The organism is Alloprevotella sp. oral taxon 473 str. F0040 (assembly GCF_000318095.2).
Lineage (GTDB): Bacteria > Bacteroidota > Bacteroidia > Bacteroidales > Bacteroidaceae > Alloprevotella.
The window spans coordinates 209,656-225,965 of sequence record NZ_KB290714.1 but is presented as its reverse complement, the minus strand read 5'-3'; the positions used below and the strand labels follow the sequence as shown (position 1 = coordinate 225,965).

Here is a 16,310-nt window from a genome sequence, read left to right as displayed (position 1 = left end):
AAATAAATTACCGCACGTGGGTCGGGATATTAGGGTTGGTCTTCAATTGATTTAATGCTTCTTTGACAATCGTGTTCTTTTGATTGACAAAATGATAGAAGTCACTTGTTTCATATAAGCCATTGATGAAGATTGATTTTAGGCTAAAGCGCAGATCTTCAACAGTGTCCGCCAATTCTTTATCATCTTTAGGCGATATTTTCTTAGACTTAGCGGTAGTGATAATCTCATTGATGAGCGATTCTGGAACGATAAATTCGCGCTCAAACTGTTCGAATGTCTTATATTGTTGGCGAAGTGCCTTACGATGATTGTCGATATAGCGCAAAGTAGCCTCGTTGATGAGGTTGTTGCGACGAAGAGCAACGTGGAACTTGGTGATTTGTGCGGTATCAAGGGGTACAAAGACATCGGGCATGACACCTCCACCTCCATAAACAATGCGTTTATCAATGAGTGTGTGATAAACTTGCGATGAATCCAAACGAATGGAGTCTTTGTGTAGGAGTTCTCCATGAGTATATCGCTGCTCTAGATCTTGCGCATACTCTTCTTTTTTTCCCTTCTCATAAGGTTTCTGAATGCAACGGCCAGAAGGAGTGTAATAGTGGCTTGTAGTGAGACGAATCATGGAGCCATCGGGGAGATCAATGGGGCGTTGCACCAAACCTTTACCGAAAGTGCGACGACCCACCACAAGAGCGCGGTCATAATCTTGCAAAGCTCCTGTGACAATCTCAGCTGCAGAAGCACTGAATTCATCGACTAACACAACCACTCTACCCTGACGGAACAAACCTCCACCTTCGGCTTTCAACACTTGTTTGGGTTGGCTTCGACCTTGGGTGTAAACCACGAGTGAGCCTGGGCGCAGGAATTGGCTAGCCACATTGACAGCTGCTCCTAAATAACCTCCACCATTGCTCTGCAAATCGAGGATAAGGTCTTTCATCCCTTGCTTTTTCAGGGTTTGTAGGGCCTTTTCTACTTCATCACCAGTAGTTGCACCGAAGCGATCAAAGCGAATATACCCCACTTCAGGAGCTATCATGTAAGTGGCTTCCACGGTGTTCATAGGAATCTTGTCGCGAGTCACGACAAAATAAAGTACACTAGAGGCTCCTCGGCGCACCACTCCAAGACGCACTTTTGTGCCTTTGGGGCCACGAAGCAATTTTACGATGCTGTCTTGAGGCATTTTCACCCCTGCGATGGTGCGTCCATCAACAGAAATGATGCGATCGCCGTTGAGAATACCTACTTTCTCCGAAGGACCTTTCTTGATGGTCTGCACTACTACAAGAGTGTCAGTGAGGATGTTGAACTGCACACCGATTCCTTCAAAGTTTCCCTCAAGAGGCTCATTCATCTTCTTCGTCTCTTCAGGATTGCTATAAGAAGAGTGCGGGTCTAGCTTGTCTAACATTCCCTTGATAGCATCTTCTACCACTTTCTTCTGATTGACAGAATCTACATAGAGTTGTGTGATTGCAAGTTGCGCCATTTGAAGTTTACGCAATTGTGTCACATCAACATCAGGTTCTGTTTGGCGCGATTGAGCAAAGCCCAAAGTAACACTGCTTATTAGTAGAAGCAGGCTAGCCCAAAAAGTGGAAAAATAACGATATTGCTGCATGAGAATATAAGAGATTGGAATAAACAGTAGAAAAGAAGGCTTAGAATGTCGGAAAAGTTGAGCTTGAACGCCTTAGGGAAGAAACTCACTAACGTCCTTACCAAAAGCTAAAAGCTCGCGCACAATAGTAGAAGAGATGTCGGCATAATGCGGTTCGGTGAACAGCAATACCGTCTCTACGCCTGACAATCTGTTATTGATGCTTGCGATGTCACGCTCATATTCGAAGTCTTTGACAGAACGAATGCCGCGCAGCACAAAACCAGCCTGTTCTCTACGCGCCAGATCGGCGGTCAAATCGGCATAAGCCACGACCTTCACACGTGCTTCTGAAGCATAGACTTTTTCAATGGCTTCCACTCGCTCTTCAGGCGTGAGAAACGACCGTTTGTTGGTGTTATACCCCACTCCAATAACGATTTTATCGAACATCTCCAACCCCCGTCGTACGATGGAGGCATGGCCGATGGTGAAAGGGTCAAAACTTCCAGGAAAAATAGCAATGCGCATAGGAGAATTAGGGGTTTATGGTGCAATTCTTTAGAAGAGTATATCCTGCAATACCGATAGAAATAAGTGCTATCACACCCTACAAAAAGGGGATATTATGCTAGACAATTGAGATGTCTATGCTACCATTTAGACTTCTTCAACGAGATCTTCTTCAACAACGAGGTTGTCAATGATAAAATTTTGACGCTCCATCGTGTTCTTACCCATATAGTAGGCGAGCAACTCCTTCACTTTGTCACTTTTATGAAGTGTCACAGGCTCTAGTCGCATATCAGGGCCAATGAAGTTCTTAAACTCGTCGGCACTAATCTCTCCGAGTCCTTTGAATCGTGTAATTTCGGGATTGGGAGAGAGACGTTCGATGGCAGCCACACGTTCTTCTTCGCTATAGCAGTAAATGGTTTCAAACTCTGTACGGCCTATCTTACGCTTTGCGGCTACAGCTTTTCCGGATTTACCCGTAGAAACCTCTGTGCTCTCGGTGGATTCGGCCGTTTTAGCGGATGACTTACCCTTTGTTGCCCCTTTCTTTACCTCATCCGAAGCAGGTTTTTCCTGTTTCTTTTTATTTCGTACACGGAAAAGTGGGGTTTGTAGGATGTACACGTGGCCTTTTTTCACCAAATCAGGGAAGAACTGCAAGAAGAAGGTCATCATCAACAAGCGAATGTGCATGCCATCGACATCGGCATCTGTGGCGATAATCACCTTGTTATAGCGCAGTCCATCAAGGCCATCTTCGATGTTGAGTGCTGCTTGCAGGAGGTTAAACTCTTCATTCTCATACACCACCTTTTTGGTCAATCCATAAGAATTGAGCGGCTTGCCACGGAGCGAGAACACGGCTTGTGTGTTGACATCGCGACATTGGGTGATGCTACCAGAGGCTGAGTTACCTTCGGTGATAAAAATACTAGAATCGTAGCGCAGATCTACCACTTCATCCTGCCCGCGCTTGGGTTTGGGAGGGGCATCGTTGAGATGCACGTGACAGTCACGGAGTTTCTTATTATGGAGATTGGCTTTTTTAGCCCGCTCACGAGCAAGTTTTGTCACGCCTGCGATGGCTTTGCGCTCTTTCTCGCTTTCTTGAATCTTTTGTTGGATAACTTCAGCCACATCTAAGTTCTTGTGGAGATAGTTGTCCACTTGTTCTTTGATGAAATCCCCCACAAATTTATTGACACTCACGCCACTAAGCGCAAAAGGTTGGCCATTTTTATCCTTATCGGGAGCCATGGTGAGCGAGCCGAGTTTGATTTTTGTCTGAGATTCAAACATAGGTTCTACCACGCGAACAGCGATAGCAGCCACAAGACCATTACGCACGTCTTGAACTTCATAGTTCTTACTGAAATACTCTTTAATCGTGCGTGCGATGTGTTCCTTAAAAGCACTCTGGTGCGTACCACCTTGTGTGGTGTGCTGACCATTGACGAAAGAGTAATATTCCTCGCCATATTGTCCTGTGTGCGTAAAAGCGATGTCGATATTCTCACCTTTCAGGTGGACGATAGGATAAAGTCCTTGCGCAGTCATGTTGTCGGTGAGGAGGTCTTCTAAACCATTGCGCGAGATGATGCGACGACCATTATAGAAGATGGCTAATCCCGTGTTGAGATAAGTGTAGTTGCGCAACATCGTTTCAATGAATTCACCATGAAAACGATAGTTGAGAAAGAGCTGCGGGTCGGGTTCAAAATAGATGTATGTCCCGTTTTCTTCTTCTGTTTCTCCCGATACATCAGACACTAATTGTCCACCTTCAAAGGCCGCCTCACGATATTGTCCATCACGATGAGTGCGCGCTATGAATTTCTTAGAAAGCGCATTCACCGCTTTCAAACCCACACCATTAAGCCCCACAGAGGCGGTGTATTGATCATTGTCATACTTACCACCAGTATTCAGTTTTGACACCGCAGGAATCAAACTTCCCAAAGGTATGCCACGACCATAGTCACGAATTGTAGCAGTGAGGTCTTCTTTGATGTCGATTTCTATTTTCTTACCAAACCCTTCGTTGAATTCGTCGATGGAGTTGTCTATGCTCTCTTTAAGCAGAACATAGATACCATCTTCCGCATGAGAACCATCACCAAGACGTCCAATGTACATACCTGGACGCATGCGAATGTGGGTCATATCGTCAAGATGGCGAATAGAGTCTTCGCTATAGTCAGAAGCGTTGCGTACGTTGGTATCAAGAAGTTCAGACATGGAAATATAAAAATCTATGGGTGAGAGGAAATGCGAGCTTAAGTAATAAAGAGAGTGGCAGCTTATATGGAGAAATCTTAATTATTCAACGATACGAGCCCCAAACCTCACGATTAAACCAGCGATTTTTGGAAACAACGACGACGTTTATGCACCACGTTGTCGAGTGCTTTCCACTGGTCTTGACTTTGATGATTCGTTTCTAGCTGAGGATTACTTTCAGCATATTCAAAACCCATTTCTTTAGCAATGGGAATGATGTCGGCAAACAATAAGGCATTAACACCCTTGTTCTGATATTCGGGCAGCACAGCTACTAGCAGTAATTCCACCGTCTTTGACTTCTTTACTTTCAGAGCCTTAAGCAGATGCCACCATCCCATGGGGAAGAGCTTACCTTTCGCTTTTTGAAGAGCGACCGCCAAAGAGGGCATACACACACCCATAGCGATGGGTTCTCCTTCGGCATTCTCAATCACGGTGAGCAAACGCAAATCAAGTAATTTCAGATATTCATCGGCATATTTGTCGATTTGCTTGCGGGTAAGCTCGCTAAAGCCGAAGAGCGGTGCATAGGCTTTGTTCACCACATCGAAGATTTTATAGACATATCCGTCGCTCTTCAGTTCCTTGACATTCTTGAACTTACGCACCTTCAAATTCAAACGCTCACCCATGCGACGAGCTATTTTGAAATAGCGTTCTTGTTCAGCTTCATGGCCATTGACAGGCACATAAATCTTCCGCTCCACCCAATCAATCTCACGTATATAACCATGATGCTCTAAATGTTGAGGATAGTAAGGATAGTTATAAATCGTTGCCATCGTAGAGAGCTTGTCAAATCCCTCGATGAGCATACCTTCTGCATCGAGATCAGTGAAGCCCATCGGCCCAATAATCTTATCACACCCATGCTCTTTACCCCATTGCTCTGCATGGCGCAGCAAGGCATCGCTCACTTCGAGGTCATCAACAAAGTCTATCCACCCAAAGCGAGCATTCTTCGTTTGCCATGCCGCATTGGCTTTATGGTTAAGGATACATGCCACACGACCGACGATAATTCCTTCTCGATCAGCCAAAAAGAACTCAGCTTCGCAGAAGTCATAAGCAGCGTTCTTCTTTGGATTGAAGGTATCGAGCATATCTTCGAGCAAATCAGGCACAGAGTATGGGTTATTCTTGTAGAGTTCGTAGTTAAAACGAATGAATTGCTTGAGTTCGTCCTTCGTGGTGACTTTCTTAATGTGGATAGGCATGATAGTGAGAAACAATGGCGTTCATTAACTCAAATCCTTGTACTTTCCTTTTAGGCATAAGCAAAGGGCAAAAGCGCCTCTCATAGAAGCCACCTTTGCAAGCACGCGATGATGTTATCGTGCAAATATACAATTTTCTCCGCACTTTCACCCTTTTTCCGTGCCATTTTCTGAAAAATCTCCTTGAATCCACAAGATAATCTCCTACTATTTCTTTCTTTTTCAAATCTCATCAAAACCTCAGAATATGAGTTCCCTCCAAACCCTACAAATTTTCTTGAAAGCAGTCCAATCCTTCTACTTTTACGTCCTTGATGACAAGAGGAGGTATGGCTACTACAAAACCTAGGACTCTACTATTCTAAATCTCTAAACATAAAAAACCAACAAAAACTTCGGAGAGAAGCGAAGAAAGCTCGGAGAGAAGTGAAGAAACGTGGGAGAGTTTTCTGAGAATCTCCGAGATTTTCAGAAAAATATGGGAGAAATTCTCAAGAAAATAGGAGATTTCAGGAGCTAAATCTGGAGGGAAAGTGCAAATCTAACTATTACCCTTTCTGCAAAGAAGCATTTCTATTTGAAAAACAACAAAATAGGACTCTACTGCTTCGAGATTTTCTCAACAAACTTCACAACAAGTCTCACATATAATAATACTTTTCATAAGATTCTCCGCAATAAAATAGGAGTAAAATACAACATCCATGGTATCTAGCCACACCACAACAGAGAGGTAGACCCTAGTTCCAGGAGTTTCCTCCCTGAAACCTCTATAAGCACAGCAGCAAAGACCCCAGAACTATGGAAAAACAACATTAGACCTTTGAATTTCGAGAAAAAATTGTTACATTCGCAATAATAGACCTATATTATCCACCTCATCACTCATGGAAGCACTCTTACATTACGTTTGGCAACATCGCCAATTTTCACCGAAGCCACTCACCACTACACAAGGAGAAGCAGTGGAAGTGATTGATGTGGGATTGCACAACACGGATGCAGGGCCTGATTTCTTCAATGCTAAACTACGCATTGGAGCACAACTTTGGGTGGGCAATGTGGAAATTCATTTGCGCTCCTCCGACTGGTTTCGCCACCAACATGAAAAAGAGGAGCATTATGACAACGTCATCTTACACGTGGTGGGCGAGGCAGACGTGGAAGTAACTACGATGTCGGGGCGAAAACTCCCACAATTGGTGATTGAAGTACCTCAATATGTGACGGATAACTACCACGACTTGATGGCCGAGGACGCCTATCCTCCTTGTTATCGTCTACTGTCCTCATTACCTCTTTTTGAGGTACACTCTTGGCTATCGGCACTCACCATCGAGCGACTACAACAAAAGACCGAACGCATTGATCGTTGGCTGACAGAAACGTGCTTCGACTGGGAGCGAGTGGCATTTATTATACTGTCTCGGGCTTTCGGGTTCGGCAAAAACACAGATGCTTTCGAGCGTTGGGCATCAACGCTTGACCCACAACATACAGGAAAACATCGCGATGACCCTCAACTCATCGAGGCTTTCTTTTTTGGTCAAGCGGGTTTGCTCGATTCCGAACGCACACCCCTCGCACAACAAGATGCACACTTTGCGATGCTTCAACGCGATTACCGTTTTCTCCAACAAAAATTTTCGCTCACTCCCATCTCCTTCTCAGAATGGAAGTTTCTCCGTCTTCGTCCGCAAAATTTTCCGCACGTAAGACTTGCGCAGTTAGCTGCACTCTACGTATCCCGACGTTTTTCTCTTGCACAAATACGTCAAGCATCATCCATAGAAGCAGCTCGCAAATCACTATCATTCAGTACCCTACCCTACTGGAACGATCGGTATAAGTTTGGAGAATCCGCAACTTTAACCGCGAAAAATAAAGACTTTTCACTGGAATTCAATCAGGAAGAAAAACCGCAAAACCACGAGCAAAAGCAGAAAATTTGCGAAAAAGCAGCACAACAGACAAAAGAACAGCGAAAAGTTGCGCCTTGTCTATCTCCAGCAAGCCAAGATTTACTTTTGATCAACGCGGTCATTCCGTTGCTTTTTGCTTTTGGACAGCATCACCAAGATGCATCACTTATGGACAAAGCCGTTGATTGGCTCGAACAGCTCCGAGCAGAGCGCAACCATGTAGTTCGGATGTGGCAAGAGGTGGGAATCCCAGCCGAGCACGCCGCTGACTCCCAAGCACTACTTCAACTCAAATGGCAGTATTGCGACCGACATGATTGTCTCCGCTGTCGATTCGGCACACGCTATCTCCAGCAGCGCAAATCCTTACAAGGAGAAACTCCCTCGCCTAAACACTAAATTAACAAGATTCTCAAGGCTAGCTTGAGCAGTCTAACCTCATTTAATCTTCTAATATATGCAACCAATTTTTCCCCTACCCATGGTGGTACGCGACTATGAGTGCGACATCCAGGGCATCGTGAACAATGCGGTATATCAAAACTACAACGAACACTGCCGCAGCTCCTTCATCTCATCGCTCGGCATCGAGTTTGCCGAACTACACGACCGCGGCATGGATGTTGTAGTGGCACAACTTAACATGCGATTCAAAGTTCCCCTCCGTCCAGGTGACAAGTTTGAGGTGCGACTCGCCCTCGAAAAACAAGGACTTCGCTATGTCTTCCACCAAGACATCGTGCGTTTGGTAGATGAAAAGCGCGCTGAAAAAGATCCCTCTTATCAGAAGGAAGTACTCTCCCTCCGCGCACAAACGGACATTGTTGCTATTATCAATGGTCGCTTGTCAGATTGCCCAGAACTCAACGAGAAGTTTGGTTTATAACTAGACGACACAAGCGAACAGCTTAGACCCAATGGTGCTACAGACTCAGGTAGCACCATTTTTTTGTGCTCAGACTTTTGAAGACTTCCTATTTTTGAATTATTAAAACTCAAGTTATCACCGTCAAAAAAACTACGATTTCATCGAATCTACCATTCGCATTAGACCGAAAAAATAGGCGATAAAATTTAAAATCTATCAGATGTACGTCATTCTGTTCTCCTTATGGATTCGGTTATCTGCCAGAAAATCACTAACTTTGCAGGATATGGACACGATATTTCACTACGATGTCGTTGTGGTAGGTGCAGGCCACGCAGGCTGCGAAGCAGCCTCTGCAGCTGCGCGCATGGGTGCTCGCACTGTCATCATCACAATGGACATGAACAAAATAGCACAGATGAGCTGCAATCCTGCTGTGGGTGGGATTGCCAAAGGTCAGATTGTGCGCGAAGTCGATGCACTAGGCGGACAAATGGGCTTAGTGACCGATGCTACAGCCATACAATTCCGCATGCTAAACCGTTCAAAAGGCCCCGCTATGTGGAGTCCGCGTGCACAATGCGATCGCATTCGCTTCATCGCAGAATGGCGTCATCGCATCGAAAACACCGAAAACCTCGATGTATGGCAAGATGAAGTCAGCGAGCTTATCGTTGAAAACGGCCGAATAGCAGGACTAAAAACCATTTGGGGAGCAGAATTCCACGCTGGCGCTGTAATCATCACAGCAGGCACTTTCCTCAATGGCTTGATGCACATCGGAAAAAAGATGGTGCCTGGCGGCCGATGCGCCGAACCAGCTTCCACCTTCCTCACCACAGCTCTCAACGAACTAGGTATCGAAAGCCTGCGCATGAAGACGGGTACTCCGGTGCGCATCGACGCACGCTCCGTACACTTCGATGAAATGGAGCTACAACCTGGTGAAAACGATTTTCACCGCTTCTCTTTCATCTCAGAGCAACGACCACTTCCACAACTCAATTGTTGGACATGCAACACCAACGCAGAGGTGCACCGCATCCTGCGCGAAGGACTCGAAGACTCTCCGCTCTACAATGGACAAATCCAGTCTATCGGCCCAAGATATTGCCCATCTATCGAGACCAAACTCGTCACCTTTGAAGGGCGCGACTCACATCCACTCTTTTTAGAGCCAGAAGGTTTGGACACCAACGAGCTTTACTTAAATGGTTTTTCATCGTCCCTTCCGATGAATGTGCAGATTGAAGCTCTCAAACAAATGCCTTGTTTCCGCGATGTAAAAGTGTATCGCCCGGGCTATGCCATAGAGTACGACTTTTTTCCTCCCACACAACTCCATCACTCGTTGGAATCGAAAAAAGTGGAAGGCCTTTTCTTCGCTGGACAAGTCAACGGCACTACGGGATATGAAGAAGCAGCAGGCCAAGGCATCGTAGCGGGCATCAACGCAGCACTCTCTTGCAACGGCAGCGACCGCTTTACCCTCGGACGTGACGAAGCTTATATTGGTGTTCTTATCGATGACTTGGTCACAAAAGGGGTAGACGAACCCTATCGCATGTTTACGTCGCGCGCAGAATATCGAATTTTGCTTCGTCAAGACAATGCAGACACGCGCCTCACCCCTTATGCAGAACGCTTCGGTATTGCCACTCCTGAACGAATAGAACGATTCCACCGCAAACAAGCCATCATCAAGAGCATGCTTGATGCAGCGAGAACAGGAAACATCAAGCCCAACGAAGTGAAAGCACTATTAGAAAGCCATGGATCTCAACCACTCAATCACGGTGCAAAGTTATTTGAACTCATTGCTCGACCAGAATTGAAGGTTGCCGATTTCGATGCACTCCAAAACATCCCTGCTGTTTCCTCATTCTTTGCCCCTCTGTCAGGCGACAACATTGACCGAGAAGAAACGATGGAAGCAACAGAAATCCTCATTAAATATGATGGATACATCGCTCGTGAACGTGCACTGGCCGACAAAATGCAACGACTTGAAGACATCCGTATCCGCGATCGTTTTGACTACAACGCGCTCACTCAGCTTTCCACAGAAGCCCGTCAGAAGCTAGCTGCGGTGAACCCAGAGACTTTGGCGCAAGCCTCTCGCATTCCGGGAGTTTCTCCTTCAGACATCTCTGTTCTTCTTGTATTACTAGGAAGATAATATTTGCAACATTCACTATAAAATCAACAAGTTACGCTATACTGTTTTAGTTTCACTTCAACCAAATATCATTCAACCGAACGTATATTCGATGAAACCGCTTTATTTCTCGAAAAACATCGCCAAACACCTACGTTCCACGTGAAACAAAACAGCACCATTCGACGAATTATCAAACACTTATGAATACAGATTTGTTACTCTCTCATCTGAGAAACATCCCCGATTTCCCAAAACCAGGCATTCAGTTCAAAGACGTTTCAACCCTTTTCATCGAGCCCTCATGCTTAAATGAAATCCTAGACGAATTGGTTCGTCTTTATAAAGATAAAGGCATCACCAAAGTTGTCGGCATAGAAAGCCGCGGATTTGTGATGGGTGCAATTTTAGCACAACGTCTTGGCGTAGGTTTTGTCATGTGTCGCAAGATCGGAAAACTGCCAGGAGAGACACGTAAGCAGAGCTACCTCAAAGAATACGGGGAAGATGTCATCGAAATCCATACGGATGCGATTTCACCAGAAGACGTGGTGTTGATTCACGATGACCTACTCGCCACAGGTGGCTCTATGAAAGCCGCCATAGACTTGGTAGACTCATTTGGGGCAAAGAACATCTACGTAAACTTCCTCATAGAGCTACGCATGGAGGGATTAAAAGGAAAAGAATTCCTCGGAAACAAAGCAGAAATCACAGCTTTGCTCACCCTTAACGAGTAACAAAACTCACACTACAAGGCATTGTTTTCCCTATTTCACCGACAAAGGCGACCTTCCTCTAACGTATCCACATGCGATTCAAAGGAAGAGGTCGCCTTTCTTAGCACTGTAACACCATGAACAAGGCAGAACAAGAAGAACTCCAACAGAAACTCAAAGGAATAGTTTCTAATCTCCCAGAAAAACCTGGTAGCTACCAATACTACGATGAAGAGGGAACCATTATATATGTAGGCAAGGCGAAGAACCTAAAACGACGTGTAGCCTCCTACTTCAACAAAGACCAAAACCGCAAGACAAGCATATTAGTCTCCAAGATTCGTAATATCACCTACACCGTGGTGAATACGGAAGAAGATGCTTTATTGTTGGAGAATGCTCTCATCAAACAGTATAAGCCTCGCTACAATGTACTTTTGAAAGACGACAAAACCTACCCATCCATTGCCATCTCCCACGAGTATCTCCCACGCATCTTCAAAACAAGACACCGCGAGCGCAAAGGTGCCACCTATTTTGGCCCATATAGCCATCTACCCACGATGTATGCATTGTTAGACCTGTGTCAAAAACTCTACAAACCTCGACCTTGCCATCAACCCATGACAGAAATCAGCGTTAAAACGGGGAAATACGAGCTTTGCCTCAATTATCACATCCACAAATGCGAAGGAGCATGCGTGGGGAAGCAGACTCACGAAGAATACATGCGCAATATCGAGGCTTGTCGTGAAATACTCAAAGGCAACACACGGGCTGTCGCACAACACCTTCGCGATGAAATGGCGAGGTTATCAGAGGAAATGCGCTTTGAAGAAGCAGCTGCAATCAAGCGGAAATATGATTTAATCGAGAATTTTCGCGCCAAATCAGAGGTCGTGTCACAAATCAGCTACGACATCGACGTTTTCTCGATCGAAAGCGACGAAAAATTGGCTTATATCAACTTTCTTCATGTAGTCAATGGTGCCATCACCCAATCCTTCACCTTTGAGTTCAAGAAAAAACTTGATGAAACTGACGAAGACCTCCTCGCTCTTGGTATAGTCGAAATGCGCGAACGCTTTGGATCTAAATCTAAAGAAATCGTACTTCCATTTCTTGTAGAACTCCCAGAAGACTATGCGAAACTAGTCGTTCCTCAACAAGGCGGAAAGAAAACCCTCCTTGATCTTTCGCGCCAAAACGTCAAACAATACAAGTTTGACCGCTTAAAACAAGCCGAAAAGCTCAATCCAGAGCAAAAGCAAGTGCGACTAATGAAAGAGATTCAGACGCAATTAGGCCTACCTTCGCTCCCACTTCGCATCGAAATTTTCGATAACTCCAACATTTCAGGGGTAGATGCCGTTGCAGGTTGTGTGGTCTTCGACAAATTAAAGCCCGCAAAAAAAGAATATCGTAAATTCCATATCAAGACCGTTGAAGGACCAGACGACTATGCTTCAATGCGCGAAGTCGTTCACCGCAGATATGCTCGTCTGAAAGAGGAAGAAGGCACGATGCCCAACCTTATCATAGCCGATGGTGGTCGAGGACAAATGGAGGCCATCCGCGGCGAGATAGAAAGACTCGGACTAGACATCCCAGTGGCAGGTCTCGTCAAAGACCATCGTCACCGCACTCGCGAACTCCTATTTGGCGACCCTCCAGTGTCCATAGGCGTGCAACTCGATAGTTACCTCTTTAAAATCCTCACACAGATGCAAGATGAGGTGCACCGTTTCGCCATCACCTTCCACCGCCAACAGCGCAGCAAACGACAAACAGCCTCCGCTCTTGATCACATCTCTGGAGTCGGAGAGAAGACCAAGCAAACCCTCATTCAACACTTCGGGAGTGTGAAGCAAATCCTCTCTGCAGATCTTCAAGCACTGCAAAGCCTACTGGGAGAAAAACGAGGTGCTAAGCTCTACGAAGCCCTACAACAAGCACAATCAGACACAAAAGAAGATAAAACGACTGTACAATATTAGAATATCTGCGTCGTGCGATAGCAATAATCCAAAGAAAAACGTAACTTTGCAATTATGAGAGTAGTCATTCAGCGTGTCAAACACGCACAGGTTAGCATAGGCGGCCAAGAACATAGCCACATCGACCAAGGTCTCCTCGTGCTACTCGGCATCACCCATGATGACACCCCATCTGATGCCGAATGGTTGGTACAGAAGATTCTCAAAATGCGCATTTTTGACGATGAAGCAGGAGTGATGAATCGTTCTGTCCTAGACGTCAATGGCGCTGTCATGGTGGTGAGTCAGTTTACTTTAATGGCAGCTACGCAAAAAGGTAATCGCCCCAGCTACATTCGTGCTGCTCGCCCAGAACAGGCAATACCACTCTACGAATATTTTATAGAAAACCTCAATCAGTCGCTACAAACTCCAGCTGCTACGGGAGAGTTTGGCGCAGACATGCAAGTATCCCTCCTTAATGATGGTCCCGTCACAATCATTATGGACACGCACAATAAGGAGTAGCTTTTATTTGCGAGCATAGAAAATCATCATAAACCCATAACATACTATCACTATGTCTGAACATCACTGCGAATGTGGTCACGAACATGATCACGAACATGAATGCTGCTGCCAACACGAAGGACACGAGCAGCAACACCATGACTGCCAATGTGGCCACTCACATCATGACGATGAAGAAAATCAGTATGAACAAGCTTTCTCTAAGTACGAACTTCATCTGAACGACGAGAAAGTAAGTAGCACAGTACGTGAAATCATCGCTCAAAACCGCGAGAAATATAATACTCCGGAAGTACTCCACACACTCCTCTCCACAGTTGAGCTCACCACACTGACAGTCACCGACTCACAAGAAAGCGTATTTAACTTCACCGAAAGCGTTAACCGCTGGAGCGACCAACATCCCGATCTTCCACCTTTGGCTACCATCTGCGTATACCCCAACTTTGCGGCTACTGTGAGCCAAAATCTACAGGCAGACAACGTCAAAGTGGCTTGCGTAAGCGGTGGTTTCCCAGCCTCTCAAACCTTCCTCGAAGTGAAAACTGTGGAGACAGCACTTGCACTCGCCGATGGTGCAGACGAAATCGATATGGTGCTTTCAGTAGGTGCCTTTTTGAGTGGTGACTACGAAACCTGTGCCGATGAAATTGCAGAGCTGAAATCAGTGTGCGGCGACCACCCTCTTAAGGTAATTCTCGAAACTGGCGAACTCAAAACGGCAGCCCTTATCAAGAAAGCCTCTATCCTCTCCATGTATGCTGGTGCTGACTTCATCAAAACCTCCACTGGTAAAGTGGCGGTAGCCGCTACCCCCGAAGCCGCTTTGGTGATGTGCTCAGCCATCTTGGAATACAAAGAGCAAACTGGCCGCCTAGTAGGTTTCAAAGCCGCTGGTGGTATCAAGACAGTCGATGAAGCCATCGATTTCTACACTATCGTGGCCGAGACTCTTGGCGAAGACTATATCAAGCAAGGCCTTTTCCGCATTGGCACCAGCCGTTTGGCTAATCTCCTTGCTTCTGCCATAGTGGGTGAAGACATCACTCCTTTCAGCAGCAAGGCTGCCAACTACTAAATCGTTCAGCTGCATCAGAGAGAGTTTCTATCCTTCTTGCAGCTTTCACGAGAAGTCTTGAAATCTTGCGAAACTCGCAACAAGAAACAGGGTATAGTTCACAACTTTTCATAAACGAACAAGTAGAACAATTTTGACACAACTGCACCACTCTTTCGTGGAGCACACCAAACTGTTACGCGCACTCTTCTCGCCTACGAGAAGTGTGCGCGATTTTTTGGCGGCAAAGTGCAGTATTTTGCGTAAAACCTGCAGAAATCTGCCTATTACCCTCTTTAGTTTTGTCTTCCTTTTTCGCGAAAACAAAGAAAAGAACTTAACAATAACAAAGACACAGAACAAAAATCTGCAGATATCAATACTACACTGACTACTAAAGACTTAGCACTATCTAGAATAAGACTATTAACACATGAAATACCAGGTAAAACAAACAAAAGAAGAACAAAGAATAAAGACGTCATGGCGCAATCATTCTGATAATCCCCATAATTTATTCATGAAACACACAGAAAATAGCACACGTATCTCGTCCGAAAACGATGCTCCTACACACTCCCCAGTATCACCACGCCGAAATTGCCCATTTATGACACAAAATCTAGAAGTCAACATCAAGAAGGAGGCTAGACATTACTACCCTCTTCTTTGAGTACGCAAAAAGCGCATCGAAACTGCAACCGTTAACAGACGTTATCCTACAGCAAAATCGAACAGAAAAGCCCTTCCTCGCGCGCGCGTAATAGGAAGTTATGACTTTTTGCTTTCACAACCTTCACACATCTATCCATAAACAGCTGATAGACTGAAAGATATAGCTCATTCTATAACATTCTTTTAGATTACTGCCACACAACCCTACTAAAAATGCAGATAGATGTCCTAATATGACCTTCAAAACAACAGAAGTCACCATCAAAAACAACAAAGCACAACGCCCAAAAAAAGCAGAGACTTATCAAACTCGTTGGAGATTTCTCCCAAAATGTCCGAGTCTTATGAAAAAACGTCGGAGTTTTTCTCAAAAAACTCTCACGAAATACATCTATTGACGGACAATCTTTTGAAAAACTCTGTGATATCACAGCATCAATGTGAACGTTGCCCTACTACATCCACTAGATGGCTGCACCATCTACCTAGTATTGTGGACAGATTATTCTATTGGGAAGTGATTTCTACCATCATGATGGATAACTTCTCTACAAAAATTCATCAATACGACCTCAAAATAAACATCGAAAAAGGCAAAAAGTGGTGTCGGTAACCTTGAAAAAACAGATTATTTCTACATCATTGACGAGGAACACTCCTCACCGCATCAGACAATTCAAAAAAACAAGGCGAAAAAAGTACTACATATCACTCACATACAATATATTACCCTATTATCTGTGAAGGTTGTGAAAGCAAAAAGTGCAAATTCC

11 protein-coding genes are annotated in these 16,310 nt (G+C 45.1%); 7 read left to right on the top strand and 4 right to left on the bottom strand.

From position 1 onward, the window contains the following. Positions 1-7: 7 nt before the first annotated feature. From HMPREF9999_RS03485 to HMPREF9999_RS03470, 4 genes are all read right to left on the bottom strand, one after another. The gene (locus HMPREF9999_RS03485; RefSeq protein ID WP_009436979.1) at positions 8-1,636 is read right to left on the bottom strand and encodes a S41 family peptidase; all 1,629 of its coding nucleotides are present in this window, start codon (positions 1,634-1,636) and stop codon (positions 8-10) included. A 72-nt stretch (positions 1,637-1,708) separates the two neighbouring features. Then, positions 1,709-2,146, bottom strand: coding sequence for a pantetheine-phosphate adenylyltransferase (coaD, locus tag HMPREF9999_RS03480; RefSeq protein ID WP_009436978.1), 438 nt, complete (start codon positions 2,144-2,146; stop codon positions 1,709-1,711). Between the two features lie 129 nt (positions 2,147-2,275). Then, positions 2,276-4,369, bottom strand: coding sequence for a DNA topoisomerase IV subunit B (locus tag HMPREF9999_RS03475; protein ID WP_009436977.1), 2,094 nt, complete (start codon positions 4,367-4,369; stop codon positions 2,276-2,278). 113 nt (positions 4,370-4,482) lie between these two features. Beyond that, on the bottom strand, positions 4,483-5,631 hold the full coding sequence (locus tag HMPREF9999_RS03470) for a GNAT family N-acetyltransferase (protein WP_009436976.1): 1,149 nt from the start codon (positions 5,629-5,631) through the stop codon (positions 4,483-4,485). An 887-nt stretch (positions 5,632-6,518) separates the two neighbouring features. Between HMPREF9999_RS03470 and HMPREF9999_RS03465 the strand changes: the two genes are divergently transcribed. The 7 genes from HMPREF9999_RS03465 (at position 6,519) to deoC (ending at position 14,883) form a co-directional block, all read left to right on the top strand. Then, a complete protein-coding gene (locus tag HMPREF9999_RS03465) occupies positions 6,519-7,952 on the top strand; it encodes a DUF2851 family protein (RefSeq protein WP_009436973.1) in 1,434 nt (477 codons plus the stop codon). Between the two features lie 58 nt (positions 7,953-8,010). Then, entirely contained in the window at positions 8,011-8,439 is a 429-nt protein-coding gene (locus HMPREF9999_RS03460) for an acyl-CoA thioesterase (protein WP_009436972.1), read from the top strand. Between the two features lie 268 nt (positions 8,440-8,707). Then, positions 8,708-10,600: a tRNA uridine-5-carboxymethylaminomethyl(34) synthesis enzyme MnmG gene (gene mnmG / locus HMPREF9999_RS03455; RefSeq protein WP_044063027.1), complete on the top strand. Its 1,893-nt coding sequence runs from the start codon at positions 8,708-8,710 to the stop codon at positions 10,598-10,600. Between the two features lie 182 nt (positions 10,601-10,782). Continuing rightward, positions 10,783-11,319, top strand: coding sequence for an adenine phosphoribosyltransferase (locus tag HMPREF9999_RS03450; protein ID WP_009436970.1), 537 nt, complete (start codon positions 10,783-10,785; stop codon positions 11,317-11,319). 116 nt (positions 11,320-11,435) lie between these two features. Further along, positions 11,436-13,295, top strand: coding sequence for an excinuclease ABC subunit UvrC (uvrC, locus tag HMPREF9999_RS03445; RefSeq protein WP_009436969.1), 1,860 nt, complete (start codon positions 11,436-11,438; stop codon positions 13,293-13,295). Positions 13,296-13,349: 54 nt separating this feature from the next. Then, complete coding sequence (dtd, locus tag HMPREF9999_RS03440) at positions 13,350-13,802, top strand: D-aminoacyl-tRNA deacylase (protein ID WP_009436968.1); 453 nt, start codon at positions 13,350-13,352, stop codon at positions 13,800-13,802. A gap of 52 nt (positions 13,803-13,854) precedes the next feature. Further along, positions 13,855-14,883 carry a deoxyribose-phosphate aldolase gene (gene deoC / locus HMPREF9999_RS03435; RefSeq protein WP_009436967.1) on the top strand — a complete coding sequence of 343 codons (1,029 nt, stop codon included), beginning with the start codon at positions 13,855-13,857 and terminating at the stop codon, positions 14,881-14,883. The last annotated feature ends 1,427 nt before the right edge of the window (positions 14,884-16,310 follow it).